This window comes from Streptococcus mitis (genome assembly GCF_002096835.1).
GTDB classification, from domain to species: domain Bacteria; phylum Bacillota; class Bacilli; order Lactobacillales; family Streptococcaceae; genus Streptococcus; species Streptococcus mitis_W.
Genome location: NZ_NCVG01000022.1, coordinates 30,407 through 51,772, shown reverse-complemented (window position 1 = coordinate 51,772; position 21,366 = coordinate 30,407). Strand labels below are relative to the sequence as shown.

Annotated in this window: 19 protein-coding genes; 2 read left to right on the top strand and 17 right to left on the bottom strand. The window is 42.1% G+C overall.

Features of this window, described 5'->3' with window-relative positions; all coding sequences use genetic code 11:
* Window positions 1-4 precede the first annotated feature (4 nt).
* The 5 genes from aroC to B7699_RS05545 are packed head-to-tail and all read right to left on the bottom strand — an operon-like array spanning window position 5 to window position 4,948.
* Entirely contained in the window at window positions 5-1,171 is a 1,167-nt protein-coding gene (gene aroC, locus B7699_RS05565; RefSeq protein ID WP_084927390.1) for a chorismate synthase, read from the bottom strand.
* Window positions 1,172-1,180: 9 nt separating this feature from the next.
* Window positions 1,181-2,248, bottom strand: a complete 1,068-nt coding sequence (gene aroB, locus B7699_RS05560) for a 3-dehydroquinate synthase (RefSeq protein WP_084927389.1) — start codon at window positions 2,246-2,248, stop codon at window positions 1,181-1,183.
* A gap of 18 nt (window positions 2,249-2,266) precedes the next feature.
* Entirely contained in the window at window positions 2,267-3,121 is an 855-nt protein-coding gene (locus B7699_RS05555; protein WP_084927388.1) for a shikimate dehydrogenase, read from the bottom strand.
* Window positions 3,111-3,788, bottom strand: a complete 678-nt coding sequence (gene aroD / locus B7699_RS05550) for a type I 3-dehydroquinate dehydratase (RefSeq protein WP_084927387.1) — start codon at window positions 3,786-3,788, stop codon at window positions 3,111-3,113. The genes B7699_RS05555 and aroD overlap by 11 nt, the downstream gene beginning before the upstream one ends.
* Window positions 3,785-4,948: a class I SAM-dependent rRNA methyltransferase gene (locus B7699_RS05545; protein ID WP_192852005.1), complete on the bottom strand. Its 1,164-nt coding sequence runs from the start codon at window positions 4,946-4,948 to the stop codon at window positions 3,785-3,787. The genes aroD and B7699_RS05545 overlap by 4 nt, the downstream gene beginning before the upstream one ends.
* A 149-nt stretch (window positions 4,949-5,097) precedes the next feature.
* Between B7699_RS05545 and B7699_RS05540 the strand changes: the two genes are divergently transcribed.
* Window positions 5,098-7,215, top strand: coding sequence for an LTA synthase family protein (locus tag B7699_RS05540; protein ID WP_192852013.1), 2,118 nt, complete (start codon window positions 5,098-5,100; stop codon window positions 7,213-7,215).
* Between the two features lie 213 nt (window positions 7,216-7,428).
* Here B7699_RS05540 and B7699_RS09840 read toward each other — a convergent pair whose 3' ends face one another.
* The 3 genes from B7699_RS09840 to B7699_RS05525 all read right to left on the bottom strand — a co-directional run bounded on the left by B7699_RS09840 (window position 7,429) and on the right by B7699_RS05525 (window position 10,125).
* Window positions 7,429-7,689, bottom strand: a complete 261-nt coding sequence (locus B7699_RS09840; protein WP_016397868.1) for a hypothetical protein — start codon at window positions 7,687-7,689, stop codon at window positions 7,429-7,431.
* Window positions 7,690-7,760: 71 nt separating this feature from the next.
* Window positions 7,761-9,395, bottom strand: coding sequence for a hypothetical protein (locus B7699_RS05530; RefSeq protein ID WP_084927385.1), 1,635 nt, complete (start codon window positions 9,393-9,395; stop codon window positions 7,761-7,763).
* Window positions 9,376-10,125 carry an ABC transporter ATP-binding protein gene (locus B7699_RS05525; protein ID WP_084927384.1) on the bottom strand — a complete coding sequence of 250 codons (750 nt, stop codon included), beginning with the start codon at window positions 10,123-10,125 and terminating at the stop codon, window positions 9,376-9,378. Before B7699_RS05525 ends, B7699_RS05530 begins: the two co-directional genes overlap by 20 nt.
* A gap of 174 nt (window positions 10,126-10,299) precedes the next feature.
* Here B7699_RS05525 and B7699_RS05520 point away from each other — a divergent pair, with 174 nt between their 5' ends.
* Entirely contained in the window at window positions 10,300-11,754 is a 1,455-nt protein-coding gene (locus tag B7699_RS05520; protein ID WP_084927383.1) for an alpha-amylase, read from the top strand.
* 91 nt (window positions 11,755-11,845) lie between these two features.
* Here B7699_RS05520 and alaS read toward each other — a convergent pair whose 3' ends face one another.
* The 9 genes from alaS to B7699_RS05475 form a co-directional block, all read right to left on the bottom strand.
* Complete coding sequence (gene alaS, locus B7699_RS05515; protein WP_084927382.1) at window positions 11,846-14,464, bottom strand: alanine--tRNA ligase; 2,619 nt, start codon at window positions 14,462-14,464, stop codon at window positions 11,846-11,848.
* Window positions 14,465-14,485: 21 nt separating this feature from the next.
* Window positions 14,486-14,971: an LURP-one-related/scramblase family protein gene (locus tag B7699_RS05510; RefSeq protein ID WP_049539720.1), complete on the bottom strand. Its 486-nt coding sequence runs from the start codon at window positions 14,969-14,971 to the stop codon at window positions 14,486-14,488.
* A 273-nt stretch (window positions 14,972-15,244) separates the two neighbouring features.
* Window positions 15,245-15,496, bottom strand: a complete 252-nt coding sequence (locus B7699_RS09715; RefSeq protein WP_084927381.1) for a hypothetical protein — start codon at window positions 15,494-15,496, stop codon at window positions 15,245-15,247.
* A gap of 152 nt (window positions 15,497-15,648) precedes the next feature.
* Window positions 15,649-16,719 carry an ABC transporter substrate-binding protein gene (locus B7699_RS05500; RefSeq protein WP_084927380.1) on the bottom strand — a complete coding sequence of 357 codons (1,071 nt, stop codon included), beginning with the start codon at window positions 16,717-16,719 and terminating at the stop codon, window positions 15,649-15,651.
* Window positions 16,716-17,489 (bottom strand): ABC transporter permease, encoded by a 774-nt coding sequence (locus B7699_RS05495; RefSeq protein WP_084927379.1) that lies wholly within the window; start codon window positions 17,487-17,489, stop codon window positions 16,716-16,718. Before B7699_RS05495 ends, B7699_RS05500 begins: the two co-directional genes overlap by 4 nt.
* The gene (locus B7699_RS05490; protein WP_000753801.1) at window positions 17,486-18,292 is read right to left on the bottom strand and encodes an ABC transporter permease; all 807 of its coding nucleotides are present in this window, start codon (window positions 18,290-18,292) and stop codon (window positions 17,486-17,488) included. Before B7699_RS05490 ends, B7699_RS05495 begins: the two co-directional genes overlap by 4 nt.
* Window positions 18,273-19,430: an ABC transporter ATP-binding protein gene (locus B7699_RS05485; RefSeq protein WP_000742900.1), complete on the bottom strand. Its 1,158-nt coding sequence runs from the start codon at window positions 19,428-19,430 to the stop codon at window positions 18,273-18,275. Before B7699_RS05485 ends, B7699_RS05490 begins: the two co-directional genes overlap by 20 nt.
* 159 nt (window positions 19,431-19,589) lie before the next feature.
* Window positions 19,590-20,495 (bottom strand): UDP-N-acetylmuramate dehydrogenase, encoded by a 906-nt coding sequence (gene murB / locus B7699_RS05480; protein WP_084927378.1) that lies wholly within the window; start codon window positions 20,493-20,495, stop codon window positions 19,590-19,592.
* A gap of 111 nt (window positions 20,496-20,606) precedes the next feature.
* Window positions 20,607-21,359 (bottom strand): YhfC family intramembrane metalloprotease, encoded by a 753-nt coding sequence (locus B7699_RS05475; RefSeq protein ID WP_084927377.1) that lies wholly within the window; start codon window positions 21,357-21,359, stop codon window positions 20,607-20,609.
* Window positions 21,360-21,366: the final 7 nt, after the last annotated feature.

The window sequence follows — 21,366 nt, the reverse complement described above, 5'->3', positions numbered from 1 at the left end:
CTCCTTAATAGTTCTTTGTATAGTCTCGATGTTTGGCCACTGCTTCTTTTAATTCCTCTAGATTATCTGATGAGAATTTTTCAAGGATTTCTTGTGCCAGAACCGTTGCCACAACGGCTTCCATAACTACACCAGCTGCTGGAAGAGCAGTAGGATCACTTCTTTCCACCGTTGCTTTATAGGGTTCATGGGTTTCAATATCCACACTCATTAGTGGTTTGTAGAGAGTAGGAATGGGCTTCATAACTCCACGAACAACGATAGGCTGGCCATTGGTCATACCACCTTCAAAGCCACCCAGATTATTAGTACGACGAGTATAGCCGTCTTCTTTAGACCAGAGAATTTCATCCATAACTTGGCTGCCTTTACGATAACCAGCTTCAAAACCAAGACCAAATTCTACCCCTTTAAAGGCATTGATAGAGACAACTGCCTGAGCCAATCGCGCATCCAATTTTCTATCCCATTGGACATAGGAACCAAGACCAACTGGAACACCTCCGACGACTGTCTCCACAACCCCACCGATGGTATCACCGTCACGCTTGATTTGGTCAATATAGTCCTTGATTTCCTGCTCTCTTTCTTGGTTGACAATAGAAACTTCAGACTGGGCAGCTCTTTCCTTAATTTCAGCAACTGTGAGATTCTCAGGAACATCGATTTCCTTACCACCAAAGACCACGACATGGTTGGCAATCTCCATATCCAGCTCAGCCAAGAGGCGTTTAGCTACAGCCCCGACTGCCACTCGCATGGTGGTTTCACGAGCTGATGAACGCTCCAAAGAATTTCGCAAATCATCAAAACGGTACTTGATACCCCCAACCAAGTCGGCATGACCTGGACGTGGATGGGTGATTTTTCGTTTGCTTTTAAGGCGGTCTTCAATGTCCTCCGCAGACATGATATCCAGCCATTTCTGATGGTCCTTATTGACGACATCCATTGTAATAGGAGCCCCTGTCGTCTTCCCATGGCGAACGCCAGAAGTAAAGATAACTTGGTCGCTCTCAATCTTCATACGACCACCACGACCGTAGCCACCCTGACGGCGCTTAAGGTCCTCATTGATGTCCTCAGCTGTCAAAGGAAGTCCAGCTGGAATTCCTTCAATGATAGCCGTCAGACGGGGACCGTGTGATTCTCCTGCAGTTAAATATCTCATACACTCTCCTTATTTTACCAAGTAGTCTTTCATTTCTTCCAGAGAAACTGGGTGGATAGTCGCTGAACCAAACTCTGGCACCAAGACTAATTTCAGAGTATTACCACGCGCTTTCTTGTCATGAGTCAAAGCCTGATAAAGCTTGTCAACATCCCAGTTTTCATAATCAACAGGCAAGCCAAATTTCTGACACATAGCTGTAATGGACTGAGTTATACCAACTGGCATGAGACCTTTTTCCTCAGCAACCTTGGAAATCTGTACCATGCCCATGGCCACAGCTTCTCCATGCATGACCTTTCCATAACCAGCCGTTGCTTCAATGGCATGGCCAATAGTGTGGCCAAAATTGAGGTAAAGGCGTACACCATTGTCCAACTCATCCTCAACTACCATCTTGCGCTTGACCTGACAAGAATGTTCAATCAAGGTCTCCGCATGTTCCAGAATGCTCTCCACAGAACCATCCAGTTTTGTCAAAAGAGCCCACAGTTCTGGATCCTCAATCAAGCCATACTTAATGACCTCACCCATTCCTTCAATCAACTCTCTTTTTCCAAGCGTTTCAAGAACAAGTGGGTCAATCAGAACCCCGTCTGGTTGGGCAAAGGTCCCCACCATATTTTTAGCAAATGGAGTGTTAACGCCTGTCTTTCCACCAATAGAAGAATCCACCTGGGCTGTCAAGCTAGTCGGTATCTGAACAAAGTGAATGCCCCGCATATAGGTAGAGGCTACAAAACCAGCCAAGTCCCCAACGACACCACCCCCGAGAGCCACGATTCCATCGCTACGAGTCAAACCCTGCTTAACTAAAAATTCATAGACTTTCTGAACAGTTGTCAGATTTTTCCGTTCTTCGCCTTCTAAAAAGTCAAAAACAGCTACCCGAAAACCAGCATCTTCTAGGCTGAGTTTGACCTTCTCCGCATAGAGAGAGGCTACATGGTTGTCTGTTACGATAACCACTTTTTGTGGTTGCCAAAGTTCTCGCAACCATTGACCAGCCTGAGCCAGACAGCCTTTTTCAATTTGAATATCATAAGGATGATGAGGAATATCGATTCTGATTTTCATAGGAGAATCTCCTTTTCTTTATTGGTATTTTTCTGTTAAGGACCGCCAAATCTCTTCCGTCGGCATTTCCTTGCCTGTCCACAGTTGAAAAGCTTCTGCAGCTTGATAAAGCAACATTCCCAGACCATTAACCGCTGGATTGCCCTGACTTTTAGCCCATTTCAAAAATGGTGTTTCAAAGGGTTGGTAAATGATATCTGCTACTAAGAGAGTTTCTGGTAAGACTATGTTGTCAGGAACTGGAGACGATTGGCCATCCATGCCCACACTGGTGGCATTGACCAGTAAATCCGACTCAGCAATCCTTGCTTGCAGTTCAGAAACATCTTCTAAAGCATACAAGTCCACCTTAAAGCCTGTCTGCTCCTGTAACTTGTCTAGGTAAGGTCTTGTTTTTTCCATCGAAACCGAACGAACAAAAACCGAAATCTGGCTGACGCCATCCAAAATAGCTTGTGCCAGAATGGACTTGGCCGCACCACCAGCACCCAGCAGAGTCATCTTTTTACCTGTAATTGTAAAAGAAGGCAAGCTCTTAAAAAATCCCTTGCCATCTGTATTATATCCAATTAAATTACCATTCTCATTGACAACCGTATTAACCGCACCAATCAATCGCGCTTCATCGCTCAATTCATCTAAATAAGAAATCACCTGCTCCTTATAGGGCATGGACAGGTTGATGCCAAACATCTGGTAGCGACGAATATTGGCTACTGTTTCTGCCAAATCACCCGCTTCAATCTCCCAAGCCACGTAAGCACCATTGGTAGCTGTCGCCTCAAAGGCACTATTGTGGATAAAGGGGGAAATAGAATGCTTAATAGGATTGGCAACAACGGCAGCTAAACGTGTATAGCCATCAAGCTTCATCCAAAATCTCCCGAATTTTTTTCATGTTAGCTAAGGAAATCTGACCAGGAGCACTAGCTTCATCTAGACTAGCAAAGGACCAGCTAGAACCCGTCACATCCGCAGTGATACGAGAAACCTTGCCCACCTTACCCATAGAAATGGTCACATATTCCTGATCAGGATTGAGGGTTTTAAAGCCTCGTGTATAGTTCATCAAGTCTAGCACATCCTGCTCCGTGTGAGCCATCACCGCAACCTTAACAAGTTTTGGATTTAAGCTCGTCAACTCTGACAAGATTTCCATCATGTTTTCAGGTGTTTCTTGGAAATTGTGGTAACTCAAAACGAGATTTGGGAAGTCCAACATTTCCTCAAAAACATCCTTGTAGCTGTAATACTCAAAATCAATATAGTCTGGTTGATAGAGTTGCGCCACTTCCTTGATTAGATGGATATATTCTTCTGGAGAAAGGTCGATTTCTCCCCCTTCAGAGCGAGTTCTCAGCGTGAAAACCAACTCACGGCCAGCGAATTTTTCAAAAATAGCTGGAGCTACCTGCAAAATCGCTTCCTTAGGCAGATAGTCGGCACGCCATTCAATGATGTCGGCATCTAGGTACTTCGTGGCATCCAGAGCCTGAGCCTCCTCTAAACTTCTTGGCATTACTGAAACGATTAATTTCATTTACTAACCTTCATACTAATCACCTTGAGGTAATTACTACTTTCATCTTTTTTATTATATGCAAAATCTGCTGGAAGACCGTATTTATTTAAAATCTGGTAACTTCTTCCTGCAAAGCCTTTATCAATTTGTTCTGTAAATTTCTGGCGGGATACATTGGCAGCATTGGTGCTGGCAATAATAATACCGCCCGGATTTAAAATCTCAAGACTTTGGGATATCAACTTATGATAATCCTTAGCTACAGAAAATGTTTGTTTTTTGTTCCGAGCAAAGCTAGGCGGATCTAGGACAATCACATCGTAGGTCAAGCCTTTTCGCTTAGCATACTTGAAATACTCAAAGACATCCATGACTATAAAACGATGGTCGTCTGTGCTGATTCCATTTGCCTGAAAATGCGCTTGAGACAATTCTAGTGAACGTTTAGCTAGGTCAACCGAAGTAGTCTGGCTTGCTCCTCCCATGGCCGCAGCTACTGAAAAGGCTGCTGTGTAGGAAAACATATTGAGCAAGGATTTACCCATAGCCAGTCCATCCACTAAACTACCGCGAACTTCATGCTGGTCTAGGAAAATCCCTGTCATCAAGCCATCGTTCATAAAGACTTGATACAAGACACCATTTTCCAAAACAGTGAAGAAGTCAGGTGCTTCTTGACCATAAACATGGACAGATTCATAGTCCAAACCCTTAAAGCGGATCTTCTCATAGGTCCCTAAAACCTCAGGAAAAACCTGTCTAAAGGCTTCTGAGATGGTCTGACGAATCTGATAAACATAAGAGTTATACCAAGAAAAAACAGCATAGTCGCCATAAAGATCCACTGTCAGACCCCCAAAGCCATCTCCCTCTTGGTTGAAGAGACGAAAGGCAGTTGTCAAATCATCTTGATAGTAGGCGCTTCTCTTTTCTTTAGCTTGTCTAAACAGCGTTTCAAAGAAAGCTTGATTGAAGGTCACCTTGTCTTTGCTAACAAACCAGCCAAAGCCCTTGTTTTGCTGAGAAAGGTAGGCAGTCCCAAGAAAGATTCCTTCCTGACTCTGCACTTCTACTTCCTGATCCTTGAGATTGACATTCTCAAGATCACTGGCTTCTAGTAAAACAAGCCCCTTTGAAAGCTTTTTTTCAACCCGTTTGTTGACTCTTATTCTATTCATAGTCACTATTATAGCAAATTTTGTGACAATTCTCAAAAAAGAAACTACCCTTGCTTTTTTACTCTAGTTTTAAAAAATGGTATACTAATACTAATAAAAACTTAGGAAGTAATTGTGTGAGAATCAATTTTAACAAAATCCAAAAAGCCATGGGTACCAGACTGGGTTTTGTCCTAACCCTTTTAATCCTCTATTGGCTCAAAACCTTATTAGCCTATACCGTTGACTTCAATTTAGATATTCAAGTGGGCAAGCTGCAAGGGAATTACCTTGCCTTTATTGCTTTTTTCAATCCCCTTCCCTTGGGATTGCTCCTGCTGGCTCTAGCCCTCTATGCTCGCTCAACCAAGGCCTTTTACAGTCTTAGTATAGCTATTTACAGCCTTTTATTCATTTGGCTCTATTCCAATGTCTTTTACTATCGAGAATTTAGCGACTTTATCACGGCTAATACCATGAAGGTCGCCAGCAAGGTGTCTGTTGGTACTGCAGAACTAGAGTTACTACGCTTTTGGGATTTCATCTATTTTATGGATTTCCCATTGCTGGCTTATCTTCTCTATAAGAAGCTCATCCAGTTGGATAGGAGACCTTTCAAATTCCGCTCCAGTGTTGCCATCACTGCTCTCTCGGCCCTGCTCTTTTCAGCTAACCTTTTCTTGGCTGAAATTGAGCGTCCCGATCTCCTGTCACGAGGATTTTCTAATTATTATATTGTTCGTGCCCTTAGTTTGCCAGCCTTTTTAGGTTATAGTGCCAACCAATCCTACAGTGCCAACAAAGAACGTGCCAAGGCCTCTGAGACTGATCTTCAACCTATCACAGACTATATTCAAGAACATGCTGCTAAGCCCAATCCAGACTATTTTGGCCTTGCCAAAGGGAAAAATGTGATTTATCTCCACTTAGAGAGTTTTCAGCAGTTCCTACTGGACTATAAACTCAACATAGATGGAACTGATCATGAAGTCACTCCCTTCCTTAATTCCCTCTACCATTCGCAATCAACCCTAGCCTTTTCGAATATCTTTAACCAAGTCAAGGCTGGTAAAACCTCAGATGCAGAAACCATGCTAGAGACCGGTTTATTCGGCCTTAACCAAGGTTCCTTTATGGTCAACTATGGAGGTACCAACACCCAGCAAGCTGCGCCTTTTATCCTATCAAAAAACGGCTATCAATCTAGTGCTGTCTTTCACGGTAATATCGGGACCTTCTGGAACCGAAATACAACCTACAAACAATGGGGCTACCAATACTTCTTTGACGCATCCTATTTTACTAAGCAAGACAGTAGCAACTCTTTCCAATATGGTTTAAATGATAAAATCATGATGAAAGATTCTATCCAATATCTGGAGCACCTGCAACAGCCTTTTTATGCCAAGTATATCACGGTATCCAATCACTATCCCTATGCTAGCAATCTGACAGGCAATGAGCTTGGTTTCCCCTTGGCTAAAACCAAAGATGAAACAATCAATGGCTACTTCCAAACCGCCAACTATCTGGACAGTGCCATCAAGGCCTTCTTTGACTATCTCAAAGAAAGTGGCCTCTATGAAAAATCCATCATCGTCATCTACGGAGACCATTATGGCATTTCCAACTCCCGCAATCCTGACCTAGCACCTTTGATTGGAAAGACTTCTGAGAACTGGTCGAATTACGACAATGCCATGTTGCAACGAGTGCCTTTTATGGTGGTCATGCCTGGCTATGAAAAAGGACAAATCATCAATACCTACGGTGGACAAATCGATATCTTACCGACTCTCGAACACCTCCTTGGTATTGAGTCCAATTCCTTCCTTCAAGTCGGACAAGATCTACTATCACCAGATCATCAAGAAATCGTTGCCTTTCGGACTGCCAATTCCTTCGTCACACCAAAATACACCAGTTATGACGGACGAACCTACTATACTGAAAGTGGTCTTGAAATCAGCAATCTTGATGAACAAGCTCAAACTGAACTAGAACTCGTTCGGCAGGCAGCCAGCCAACAGCTAAAAATCAGCGACCAGATTCAAACTGGCGATTTGATACGTTTCTATCAAAAAGATCATCTTGGAACAGTTGATACAGAAAGTATTTCTTACCTCAATTCTTTACCAATTCTGCAAAAGATTGAGCAGGAAAAAGGAAGTCAATCAACTAGTCTCTTTAGCCAACGAAAAGGTAAAACCAGTACTGACCTTTTCAAGGCACCAAGTTACCAAGAACTCCACCCCGAGTCTGCAGAAACTGAATCAAAATCACAATAAAAGATGCTCTTCCATCGTGGAGGAGCATTTCTTTTTATCAACGAAAATCAAAGAGCAAACTAGCCTCAGTTTAACTTTGAGATTGTAGGTAGAGAGGTGTATCAGCAATATATGTCTATCAAATTTAGCGACGAAGATAGTAGAAGAAATATAAGGATATAAATCAGCTTCAGCAGATATCTGGAAAATTTGATTTTATAGAAAAGCCTTCCGTTACAAACTCAATATACTATCAATAAATAATATTATAGAAGCAACAATAATTATAATTTCACCTATCTGCATAATTCTATTTCGAACTCTAAATATATGTTCTATCAAAAATACTTGAAAAAGACACATTATAGGAATTAACGTTTTTGAAATTGAAAAATATCCAAATAAATAAACTATAAACAACAAAAATAGAACTATGTTATATTTCTTATTCAAAACATTCCTCCCTATATATTTTTGATTACCAATCTTAATCATTTATAACTACATTCTAACAAACTATATAAGCGTTTGTCGAATTGAATTTATCAAGCAAGCGACAAACTATCTCATCTTTTTTCTATTTCTGCTAATATCCGTGATAGATAGTAATGATAGCTAAATATAGCAAGAGCTAGCAAGAGGATAAGAGCTCCTACTCCCAAGCTAATGGCAAGGATAGGGGAGAGAGACCGAACCAAGAATATGCTCCCTATTACAAGGGCCATTAAGATTGCACTATAAACCAAAATCAAAACAATTGCTACTATACGATTTGAACGGTTCACCAAGTCCATAATGTTACTCCAATTGGTTGACAAATTTTTAACGTCCTTAAAGTAATGGTGGCAAGAAAGGATGACACTGGCAAGGGTCCAGACTACAAGAAGGTAAATCATCGAAAGGATGGGCAAGCCTAAATATAGAGAAAGACCAAGTAAAGTCAGAACTGGTAAAAAGGACTGGACAGCAAATATAATCCAAAATTTCACTTTCACATAACGAGCAAAATCAAAGGGTAAACTCTTAAGAAAATCAACATTTTCCCTCTCTAAGGATAAGGCAATTGAATGCAGGCTGGTGATATTGTTATTGACAACAGATATAAAAAGAGCTATAAAAAACAAGGGTAACCAGTATGGAGGATGAATGTCTGGAACTATCTGAGAATCTCGGATGTTGGAAATCAGACCAATCATCATGAGATAAGGAAGAAAAGCACTTGTAAAAAGCACTGTAATCACGCCAGTCCCCTGTCCCAAAAGGGTGAGGTGGTAGCGTAAAACCATGCGGAAAAATCCCTTTTTAGTAGTTGAAATTCTCTCCTTACTGCGACGTTCTTTCTTGACCTTCTCCTCACTGTTAAGCAGGATAACGTCATAAAAACGAGGAAAAACCTTCTTTTTGCTCAAGTAAAGCAAGAAGAGAGTTAGTCCTATCCAAGCGAGCAGACCCAGGATGGATTCTGTCGAAAAAGGCTCCACTGCTATTTTGTAAAAGAGATGAATAGGATAAAGGAGAAATGGAATGTCTCTAACTTTGTCAACAATACGTCCAGAAGTCGACTGTAGAAAGAAGACAAATATTAAAGGTATGAGAACTCCTATCCCAATCATCACATTCGAAAAAATAGACTGATACTTTCTGAAGACCCTAGTCTGAGCCAAGAAATGTACTGCCACTACCATCACTAAAGTAACAGAGACAAATAATAAGGTCAAGGACAGTAGCATCAAAGGCAAGCCTAGCCAAAGAGAAGGTGCTAGCCTAATATAGAGGACTAGAAAATAAGCTAGGATTGGTACAATTCCAGGCAGAGCTGGCAAGAGGACAGACAGTCCTTTAGCGATTATAATCTCTGATTCTTTAAAGGCATATGGCCTATAGGAGACCAGGTCCTTACTCTCATAAAAGACATTGTAAAAAGCTGTTAAAGAAGTTGAAAAGGCAATCACTAGTAAAATAGCAACCATGAAGCTAAAATAAACAGGCATTTCCTCAAAAGGAAAACGAAAGGCTATATTTATAAACATGAAAAGCATCAAGAGACTAGAAAAAATGTAAGAACTTAGGACTCTAGCGGAAACATTTACTTTTTTCCCAGGATTCTTAGCCTGCTTCTTTCGTAGATTAGCCAGATTAGCTTCTTGAGATGAATAGAGGATATTGATATCAACTAATTTTTTAATGACCTTGAGACGCATCTGAAACCTCCTCTTTTCTACCGGCAAGGCTAAGATAGATACTTTCCAAAGACTGGTCTGGGTGGTCTTTTCTCAAGTCCTCTACGCTACCACAATAAATCAAATGCCCTTTTTTCAAAATAGCAATCCGATCACAGACTTGCTCAGCTACCTCAAGGACATGGGTTGAAAACAAGACCGTCTTGCCTTTTTGCGCATGCTCCTTCATCATTTGCTTCAAATCAAAGGCAGCCTGGGGATCCAAACCAGTCAAAGGTTCGTCCAAAACCCAAATATCAGGATCAGACAAGAGTGCTCCGATGACAAAGACTTTCTGACGCATTCCGTGAGAAAGGGTTTCAATAACCTGATAACGATTTTCAGCAAAATCAAAAACACTTAATAGCCTAGCTAGACTAGCCTCCAAGCCAGAGCTAGTCAGATCATAGGATGAGGCAATCAATTCCCAAAATTCATTGGCCGTTAAGCGTAAAAATAAGTCAGGCGAGTCTGCTACGTAGCCAATCTTTCGTTTGATCGCCAAGCGATTTTCCGATAAATCCTGACCGTCTACCAAAATACGACCACTGCTGGGCGAAATGATACTGACTAAGGATTTTATGGTGGTCGATTTTCCAGCCCCATTATGGCCAATCAAACCCATAATCTCCCCATTGTCAATCTGCAGATTGAGATTGCTCAAGGCCTCTTTATCACCATACAACTTACTAACATTTTGAAATTCAATCATGGGATGACTCCTATATTTATGTTCTTTATATTGTTATATTAGCACTTTGGTACAGATTTATCAACACTTTTGATAAAATAGTCGAAAATATTTTTTAGATTTGCGCAAACGTTTGCGTAACCTAGAACTTTATGATAGAATAAAGAACAAGATTGACAAGTAAGAGGAAACATCATGCAAAATCAAACACTCATGCAATACTTTGAATGGTATCTGCCCCACGACGGCCAGCACTGGACGCGTCTAGCTGAAGATGCTCCACACCTAGCTGATCTCGGTATCAGCCACGTCTGGATGCCACCAGCTTTCAAGGCTACCAATGAAAAAGATGTAGGTTATGGGGTCTATGACTTATTCGACCTAGGAGAGTTTAATCAAAAAGGTACTGTCCGCACCAAGTATGGTTTTAAAGAAGACTATCTTCAAGCCATTCAAGCTCTAAAAGCACAGGGAATTCAACCTATGGCCGATGTGGTCCTCAATCACAAGGCTGCTGCTGATCACATGGAAGCCTTTCAGGTTATCGAAGTGGATCCTGTAGACCGTACAGTTGAACTTGGAGAACCCTTCACCATCAATGGCTGGACTAGTTTTACCTTCGATGGTCGCCAAGATACCTACAATGACTTCCACTGGCACTGGTACCACTTCACCGGTACAGACTATGATGCCAAACGCCGTAAATCTGGGATTTATCTGATCCAAGGGGACAATAAGGGTTGGGCAAATGAGGAATTGGTCGATAATGAAAACGGTAACTATGACTACCTCATGTATGCCGACCTAGACTTTAAACATCCTGAAGTCATCCAAAATATCTATGACTGGGCTGACTGGTTCATGGAAACGACTGGTGTAGCTGGTTTCCGCTTGGATGCCGTTAAACACATTGACTCCTTCTTTATGCGTAATTTCATCCGCGATATGAAGGAAAAATACGGTGAGGATTTCTATGTTTTTGGTGAATTTTGGAATCCTGACAAGGAAGCCAATCTAGACTATCTTGAAAAAACGGAAGAACGCTTTGACCTTGTTGATGTTCGACTCCACCAGAATCTCTTTGAAGCTAGTCAAGCTGGCGCAAACTATGACCTTCGTGGTATTTTCACAGATAGCTTGGTTGAGCTCAAACCTGACAAGGCTGTAACCTTTGTCGACAACCACGATACCCAACGAGGACAGGCCCTTGAGTCTACTGTTGAAGAATGGTTCAAGCCAGCAGCCTATGCCCTCATTCTGTTACGCCAAGATGGCCTTCCATGTGTCTTTTACGGTGACTACTATGGGATTTCAGGGCAGTATGCTCAACAAGATTTCAAAGAAGTCCTCGACCGCCTCCTAACCATCCGAAAAGACTTGGCCTACGGAGAACAAAATGACTACTTTGATGATGCTAACTGTATCGGTTGGGTACGTTCAGGTGCTGAAAATCAATCCCCAATCGCAGTATTGATTTCAAATGACCAAGAAAACAGCAAATCAATGTTTGTCGGCCAAGAATGGGCTAATCAAACCTTTGTAGATTTACTTGAAAACCACCAAGGTCAAGTTACAATTGATGAGGAAGGTTATGGACAATTTCTAGTCTCAGCTGCTTCGGTAAGTGTCTGGGCAGCCAATACAATCTAATAGTTCATAATAATCAAGTCAGGTCCAAACGGATTTGGCTTTTTTGTAGTCAAAAAAGACCTACCCACCAAATGGATAGATCTTTATTGTCTTACAATTTACCTGCTACTGAATCCAACAATTCTTGGATCTTAGCTTGGTTGCTTCCTCCTGCCATGGCCATGTCTGGTTTACCACCACCACGTCCATCGACGATTGGTGCCAATTCTTTAACAAGGTTTCCTGCATGAAGGTCTTTTGTCTTGCTTGCTACAAGGACATTGACTTTGTCACCGATAGCAGCAACTAGGACAAGAAGATCAGAGTAGTCTTTTTGTTTCCAGTTATCTGCAAAAGTACGAAGGGCACCAGCGTCAGATACAGATACTTGGCTAGCAATGTAACGGTGACCGTTGACTTCCTTCACATCCTTGAAGATATCGCCCGCGGCTGCAGCTGCGGCTTTTTCTTTCAACTCGGCATTTTCTTTTTGAAGTTGACGAAGTTGTTCTTGAAGTCCTTCTACCTTATGAGGTACTTCCTTGACTTGTGGTGCTTTCAAGGTTGCTGCGACAGCTTTAAGAGCATCCTCTTGTTCACGGTAGGCTTCAAAGGCTTCCTTACCAGTCACTGCCAAGATACGGCGAGTTCCTGATCCAATCCCTTCTTCTTTGACAATCTTGAAGAGTCCAATCTCAGAAGTGTTGCCAACGTGGGTACCACCACAAAGCTCGATAGAGTAGTCACCGATAGTAACAACACGGACTTCTTTTCCGTATTTCTCACCAAAGAGGGCCATAGCTCCCATTTCTTTAGCAGTGTCAATATCCGTTTCAACTGTCTTAACTTCAAGAGCTTCCCAGATTTTCTCGTTGACTTGCTGTTCAATGGCACGCAATTCTTCAGCAGTCACAGCTTGGAAATGAGTAAAGTCAAAGCGAAGGAATTCGACTTCGTTAAGAGATCCTGCTTGTGTTGCATGGTTTCCAAGGATATTATGAAGGGCAGCGTGAAGCAAGTGAGTCGCAGTGTGGTTTTTCATAACACGGTGACGACGATTTGTATCAATTGCTAAGATATATTCTTGGTTCAAAGCAAGTGGTGCAAGGACTTCAACTGTATGAAGAGCTTGTCCGTTTGGTGCTTTTTGAACATTGGTCACAGTAGCCACGACCTTACCTGACTCATCCAAGATTTGTCCGTGGTCAGCGACCTGTCCACCCATTTCAGCGTAGAATGGTGTTTCTGCAAAGATAAGAGAGGCAGTTCCTTCTGATACAGCTTCTACTTCTGCATTGTCAGACACGATAGCCACCAATTTAGAAGACAATTGGCTAGCATTGTAGTTGAAGACACTTTCTACAGTGATGTTTTGAAGAGTTTCATTTTGCATACCCATTGAGCCACCCTTGACAGCTGAGGCACGCGCGCGTTCTTGCTGTTCTTTCATGGCTGCTTCAAATCCTTCACGGTCTACAGTCATCCCAGCTTCTTCAGCGATTTCTTCAGTCAATTCAACTGGGAATCCATAAGTGTCGTAAAGTTTAAATACATCTGAACCAGCAATGACAGATTGACCTTTTTCTTTCAAGTCAGCTACAATGCCTTGAGCAAAGTGTTGACCTGAGTGAAGGGTACGAGCAAATGATTCTTCTTCGCTCTTAACAATTTTTTCGATAAAGTCACGTTTTTCAAGCACTTCTGGGTAGTAGCTTTCCATGATTTTTCCAACGGTTGGAACGAGTTTGTAAAGGAAAGGCTCGTTGATTCCCAATTTTTGACCATGCATAGAAGCACGACGGAGAAGACGACGAAGGACGTAACCACGACCTTCATTTCCAGGAAGGGCACCATCACCGATAGCAAATGAAAGTGAACGGATGTGGTCAGCGATGACCTTAAAGCTCATGTTATCGCCATCTTGGTCATAAACCTTACCAGACAATTTCTCCACTTCACGAATGATTGGCATGAAGAGGTCCGTTTCAAAGTTAGTCTTAGCACCTTGGATAACCGCTACCAAACGCTCCAAACCAGCGCCCGTATCAATGTTCTTGTGTGGCAATTCCTTGTATTCGCTACGAGGAACAGCAGGATCCGCATTAAATTGTGACAAAACGATGTTCCAGATTTCGATATAACGGTCGTTTTCGATATCTTCTGCAAGAAGACGTAGACCGATATTTTCTGGGTCAAATGCTTCTCCACGGTCAAAGAAAATCTCTGTATCGGGTCCAGAAGGCCCAGCACCGATTTCCCAGAAGTTGTCCTCGATTGGAATCAAGTGACTTGGATCCACTCCCACTTCAATCCAGCGGTTGTATGAATCTTTATCGTCTGGATAGTAGGTCATGTAAAGTTTTTCAGCAGGGAAGTCAAACCACTCAGGGCTTGTCAAAAGCTCATAAGCCCAAGTGATAGCTTCATCACGGAAGTAATCTCCGATAGAGAAGTTCCCCAACATTTCAAACATGGTATGGTGACGCGCAGTCTTCCCTACGTTTTCAATATCGTTGGTACGGATAGCCTTTTGGGCATTGGTAATACGTGGATTTTCAGGGATAATAGTTCCGTCAAAGTATTTCTTAAGGGTTGCTACCCCAGAGTTGATCCACAAAAGTGTTGGATCATTTACAGGAACCAAGCTCACTGATGGTTCTACTGAGTGACCTTTGGTCGCCCAGAAATCAAGCCACATTTGGCGCACTTGTGCACTAGATAGTTGTTTCATATTGTCTCCTTATTTACTTGTTTAATGTGATTGGCTTTCCAGCATTTCCACATAGTCAATCGCGACACAGAGGGAAATGACTAGGTCTGCATAAGCGTCCTCCTGAACCGTTACGCTATAGGTAGAGGTCAAATGGAAGAGTTCCTTCTTAATTTCCGCAATCAGCTGATCGCGATCATCCAGCAATTTGAAATTTAAATCCCAGATATTGCCCTCGACACGAAGACCCAGATTATCAAACTCATACTTATCTCGCCAGAAGGTCAACTTCTTGCGAATGACAAAACTCGAGCCATCCCGAAGCTGAATCTCAAAACGAGGAAGCAAGGTCAAGATTTCTTTACTGATCTGACTGACTTGTTCACCAGTCGCATCATAGATGGTAAAAGTTTTGGGAATCTTAAAAAATGATCCCTCTACCTGATAGGCGATTTCTCCCCTGTCATCCTTGATAGCGAAGCGTTCGCCTCCAAGACGAAACTTTTGTTTGACAAGAAATGTTTTCATCAACACCTCCAAAAATCAAAAGACAAGCTCATATCACGAAGGGCGAAAAACCGCGGTACCACCTTCATTCAATGAACTTGTCATTCTCTTATTCTTATGCAATTGTTAAATTGAGTAGCATGACTTCCTAGCTTAGATGGCTCGCAGCACCGCCATTTCTCTGGACTAAGACTACTGAAAATCAATTCTCAACTTTCTTATTATATCGTTTTTTTAATCTTGCGTCAACTGGAAATGATTCCTATTTAAATAACCCATTCCCTACATATCAGATTACTTTTTCAGAACATATTTTTTCTTACTGCCATTTTTCTTTTTATCCCAACTTTTATCCCAAAGTTTTGAATTGTTAAAGATAGCTTCGAAAATATTTACAAATATAAAGAACCCTATCACCAAATGTATGGAATCAGTTGTTAGGTATTGTCGATCCAAACCATCCTTTAGAGAGAATAGTATAACAGTTTGCTGAACAGTCAAAAAGGATGGCCAATAAAATTTTTTGAAAAAAGTAGATATTTTCATTATTTATTACCGCTTTCTGTAAGGTTAAACTTAGTATACTACTGAGAAAGAAAATAAGCAACTATCATAGAAAAAGATACCGTTACGAAAATTGCCTTTTATTTTTTAAAAAACGAACCAGCTTGACTGATTCGTTTCGTGACTGCTAACTCCTACTTCCGATACATTTTAAATTGTAGGAAGAGGTCGCTATATTTTCCTGTCCATTTATGGTCAAATTTCTCATAAACCTCTAGGTGTTTCATGGTTTCAGCATCAGGATAGAAGGCCTTGTCTTCTTTTTTCTCCTCTGGGAGTAGTTCCTTTGCTGGTAGGTTTGGTGTTGAATAGCCGACATACTCTGCATTTTTGAGAGCATTTTCAGGTTTCAACATAAAGTTGACAAAGGCATAGGCTGCATCTTGGTTTTTGACGGTTTTGGGAATAACCATATTGTCAAACCAAAGGTTGCTGGCTTCTGTCGGTACCACATAGCGTAGATTTTCGTTTTTTTCTAGCATTTGGCTGGCTTCACCAGAGAAGGTCACGCCGATAGCAGCGTTGTTCTGAATCATGTAGCCCTTCATCTCGTCCGCCACAATAGCCTTGATATTTGGAGTCAGTTTATAGAGCTTATCTACTGTTTCTTCCAACTGCTGGCTATCCTTGGAGTTAAGGCTGTAGCCAAGGGAATTGAGTCCCAGTCCCAGCACCTCACGCGCTCCATCAAAGAGCATGATAGAATTCTTATACTCTGGCTTCCAGAGGTCATCCCAATGTTCAGGCGCCTCATCTACCATGGTTTCATTGTAGACAATTCCCAAGGTTCCCCAGAAATAAGGAATGGAGAATTTATTGCCTGGGTCAAAGGACTGGTTGAGGAACTCTGGTCCGATATTTTCAAGACCTTCAAGTTTTGAATAATCAAGTGGTACCAAGAGGTCTTCGTCCTTCATCTTGTTAATCATGTATTCACTAGGAATGGCAATATCGTAGGTCGTTCCACCCTGCTTGATCTTGGTATACATGGCTTCGTTGGAATCAAAGGTCTCATACTGGACTTGGATGCCTGTTTCTTCTGTGAACTGAGTCAGGAGTTCAGGATCGATATAGTCCCCCCAGTTGTAGATAACCAATTTTTGACTATCTCGGCTATTGATTTTACTATCTAAATGCGTCGCAATTCCCCACAAGACGAGAATAATGGCTACAATTCCTGCTAAAAATGAATAGAGTTTTTTCATGCTTGCTCCTCCTTCTCACGTGAGATAAAGTAATATCCAACAACTAGGATAATACTAAAGAGAAAGACGAGGGCAGACAGGGCATTGATTTCTAGCGAAATTCCCTTACGAGCACGAGAGTAAATCTCGACTGACAGGGTTGAAAAGCCATTTCCCGTTACAAAGAAGGTCACGGCAAAGTCATCCAGCGAATAGGTGAAGGCCATAAAATAACCTGCAATGATAGACGGTGTCAGGTAAGGAAGCATGATTTCCTTGAACATCTGAAATTGACTGGCACCAAGGTCATAGGCCGCATGAATCATGTCGCTGTTCATTTCCTTGAGACGAGGCAAGACCATCAAGACCACGATAGGAATGGAGAAGGCCACGTGACTAGAGAGAACGGTCAAAAAGCCAAGTGAAAACTTGAGTTGGGTAAAGAGAATCAAGAAGCTGGCACCAATCATAACGTCAGGCGCAACCATGAGGATATTATTGAGTGATAGAAAGGCTTCTTGGTATTTCTTACGAGACTGGTAGATGTAAATGGCACCGAAAGTCCCGATAATGGTCGCAATCAAGGCCGACAGAAAGGCCAAGAAAAAGGTCTGAGTCACAATCAACATGAGGCGACCATCGCCAAACATAGTTTTAAAATGGCTCAAGCTAAAGCCTGTAAAGCTATTCATGTCGTTGCCTGCATTAAAGGCATAGCCAATCAAGTAAAAAATGGGCAGGTAGAGGACAAGAAAGACCAGTCCCAGATAAAGGTTGGCAAATTTTTTCATCGTTCTCTCCTTTCCTTGGTCACCCACATGGTGATGAACATGGTCAGGATGAGAATCACACCGATGGTTGAACCCATACCGTAGTTGTCATTGGTTAGGAAGTTCTGCTCAATGGCTGTACCAAGAGTGATAACGCGGTTCCCACCAATCAAACGGGTCAGCATGAAGAGACTCAAACTTGGAATAAAGACAGACTGAACCCCACTTCTCACACCGTTCATCGATAGAGGAAAGATGACATGACGGAAGGTCTCCCACTTGGTCGCACCCAAGTCATAGCTGGCATTGATGAGATTGTTATCCATATCGTCCAAGACATTGAAAATCGGCAAAATCATAAAAGGAAGCTCGATGTAGCTTGCGACAAAGATAAAGGAGAAATCGGTAAAGAGCAACTGTTGCGAACCGATTCCGATAAATTCCAAGAATTGGTTAATAGAGCCATTTTGACCAAAAATCCCGATAAAGGCATAGGCTTTAAGGAGCAAATTGATCCATGTCGGCAGGATAATCAGCATAAGCCAGAGTTGACGGTGCTTGAGACGGGTCAAAAAGAGGGCTGTCGGATAGCTGATAAGCAAGGTCACAAAGGTCACAATTCCTGCATAAAGCACAGAGTTAAAGCTCATTTTGAGATAGGTCAAGTTTTGTGACGCAAAGTAGGATTTATAGTTTTCTAAGCTAAACTGGCCTTCAATGTTGAAAAAAGATTGTCCGAAAATCAAGACCAAGGGTGCCAATACAAAGAGAGCAATCCAGAGCATGTAGGGCACTACAAAGAGTTTAGAGCTTGTTTTCTTCATCTCTTTCCTCCTCTATTGCATTGATCAGACCTGCTTCTTGCTCTTCGATTTCCACGTACTCCTCGATACGAGCATCAAACTCTTCTTCTGTTTCGTTGAGACGCATGATATGGATGTCTTCTGGTTCAAAGTCCAGACCGATTTCCTCGCCCACAATGGCCTTACGAGTTGAGTGGATCATCCATTCATTTCCGAGTTCGTCATAGGCGATAATTTCGTAGTGAACCCCACGGAAGAGCTGGGTATCCACCTTAACTTGGAGCTTGCCTTCTTCAGGAAGGGTGATGCGCAAGTCCTCTGGACGAATGACAACCTCGACAGGTTCATTTGGCTTCATCCCCCCATCGACCGCTTCAAAGCGTTTGCCGTTAAATTCAACCAAGTAGTCCTCAATCATGGTACCTGGCAAGATATTCGACTCACCGATAAAGGTGGCAACAAAGTGGTTAATTGGCTCATCGTAGATATCCACAGGTGTTCCAGACTGGACAATCTCGCCATCATTCATAACGAAAATCCAGTCACTCATGGCCAGAGCTTCTTCCTGATCGTGGGTGACAAATACGAAGGTAATGCCCAATCGTTGTTGCAGTTCACGCAGTTCGTACTGCATATCTGTTCGTAATTTCAAGTCTAACGCTGATAAAGGCTCATCCAACAAGACCACACGGGGTTGGTTGATGATGGCACGGGCAATTGCCACACGCTGACGTTGTCCTCCAGAAAGTTTTCGGATGGAACGCTTTTCATACCCTTCCAACTGAACCATCTTGAGAACTTCTGCTACACGCTGCTCGATTTCTTTCTTATCAATTTTACGCAAGCGAAGTGGAAAGGCAACATTTTCAAACACATTCATATGTGGAAACAAGGCATAGGATTGGAAAACGGTATGGACATCTCGTTTGTTGGTTGGGATGTCATTGATACGGACACCGTCCAGCAAAATATCTCCTGTCGTCGCATCCAGTAAACCTGCAATGATGTTAAGGATAGTTGATTTCCCTGAACCAGATGCGCCTAGAAGAGTGTAGAATTTCCCTTCTTCCAACTCAAAGTTGATGTCTTTGAGAACCTTGGTGTTGCTGTCTTCAAAAACTTTAGAGACGTTTTTGAATTCAATAATTGGTTTTTTCAATTGTCATTTATTCCTTCTTTTTCATAGATTAACAGATCAGGGCTCTGTCAGACCGCTACTACCTCGTGTAGGAGATTGAACTGCCTACATTCTTCTGCACTGACGATAGGCTTTCACCCCCTTTCCATGACATAGCAGCAGCTTTTAAACTACAGCTTCCTACTTGCTTTCACCTAAAATACGGACCTCTCTCTCAAGAGTAACGCCAGAGTGTTCCTTGACTTTTTCAATCACAGACTCAATCAAGTCTTCGTAGTCTTTGGCCGTTCCATCTGCGACATTGATCATAAAACCTGCGTGTTTTTCTGAGACTTCTACTCCACCAATACGATAGCCTTTCAAGCCAGCTTCTGAAATTAATTGACCTGCAAAATGACCTACTGGACGCTTAAAGACCGAACCACAAGATGGATATTCTAAAGGTTGCTTGAGTTCACGTAGATACGTCAAACGATCCATTTCTTGCTTGATAACCTGATGGCTTCCTGGAGCAAGGGCAAATTTAGCTGACAAGACAACTGCACCAGACTCTTGAATAGCTGAATGGCGGTAACCAAAAGCCAAATCCTTGACAGACAGGGTCTCAATTTCTCCATCCTTGGTCAAGACCTTACAAGACTGCAAGATGTGGGCAATCTCGCCACCATAGGCACCTGCATTCATAAAGACAGCACCGCCGACGCTCCCCGGAATGCCACAAGCAAACTCAAAACCCGTCAAACTATGACGAAGGGCAATGCGAGTTGTCTCAATCAAGTTAGCACCAGCTTCTGCTTCAATAGTATAGCCATCAACAGAAACATTATTGAGCTTGTCACACAAGATGACAAATCCACGAATCCCACCATCACGAACGATGATGTTGCTGGCATTCCCAAGAACCATCCAAGGGATATTTTCTTGATTGGCAAATTTAACAACGCGAGCCAACTCAAAACGATTTCGTGGAAAGACCAGATAATCAGCCTCTCCACCTACTTTTGTATAACTATAGCTATGCAAGGGTTCCTTGAAACGGATATCAATCCCTTCTAAGATTTCAAGCATTTTTTCTTTTACTGACATGACACTCTTCCTTTTACAAAATTCATTCCATTATACCATTTTTAAGACCATTTGACGACCCTAAAAAAATCTTGAGCTTATTTTAAACAAAAAAAGAGGTTTCCCCTCTTTTTATGATTTTTTGCAAAAGATAGCCTTTGTTCCATAGGCAACCAGAACAAGTTCAAGTGCTAGGACAACTTCAACCAAGACTGGATTGGTCAACCAACCAACTTGGGCAAGAGATGGTGCCAGGTCAAAGAAGGCATGTAGTCCATAGGCCACTAGGAGATAAATCCATTTCTTCTGGCGAACAGCTTGGTAAACCCAAACAGTCAATAGTAATTGGAAACCTAGGGCCAAGATTCGTTCAAAACCAAGCAAATAAATCTGCCAGACTGATAGCGACTGAATAGTTTTCAACATATTTTCAGACAGCAATTGCATAACCTGTGGATTCTGAGTTTGAACTGCTGAGAGAACGATGTAGAGATTAATCAAACTAGTAAGACCTAGGAAAATCAACTCTAAGCCACCATGCCCCAATCCATAAGCCAAGGCATCTGCCTTTTCCAAACTTCTCTTTTTCTCCAACCATTTGAAGAAAATAAGACGAGCAGTTTCCTCAAAAAATGCTGCCATGGCTAGGCCATAGATGATATAGACAAGAGGATGGTCTTGCAAGAGGGCAATACTGCCGTCTTTTTGAGGATGCAAAACCAAGATATGCACCAATTTTTCCAAAATCTGTGAAGAGACAAAGAAGGCAACAGCCCCCAAGCCCAAGACAGCTATATTAAACTGGTATTTCTTTTTGGCATACCAAATACTTCCTATCAAGAAAGCCAGCAACAGCACCATGGTAATGATAATATGAATGGTCATTTTCTTC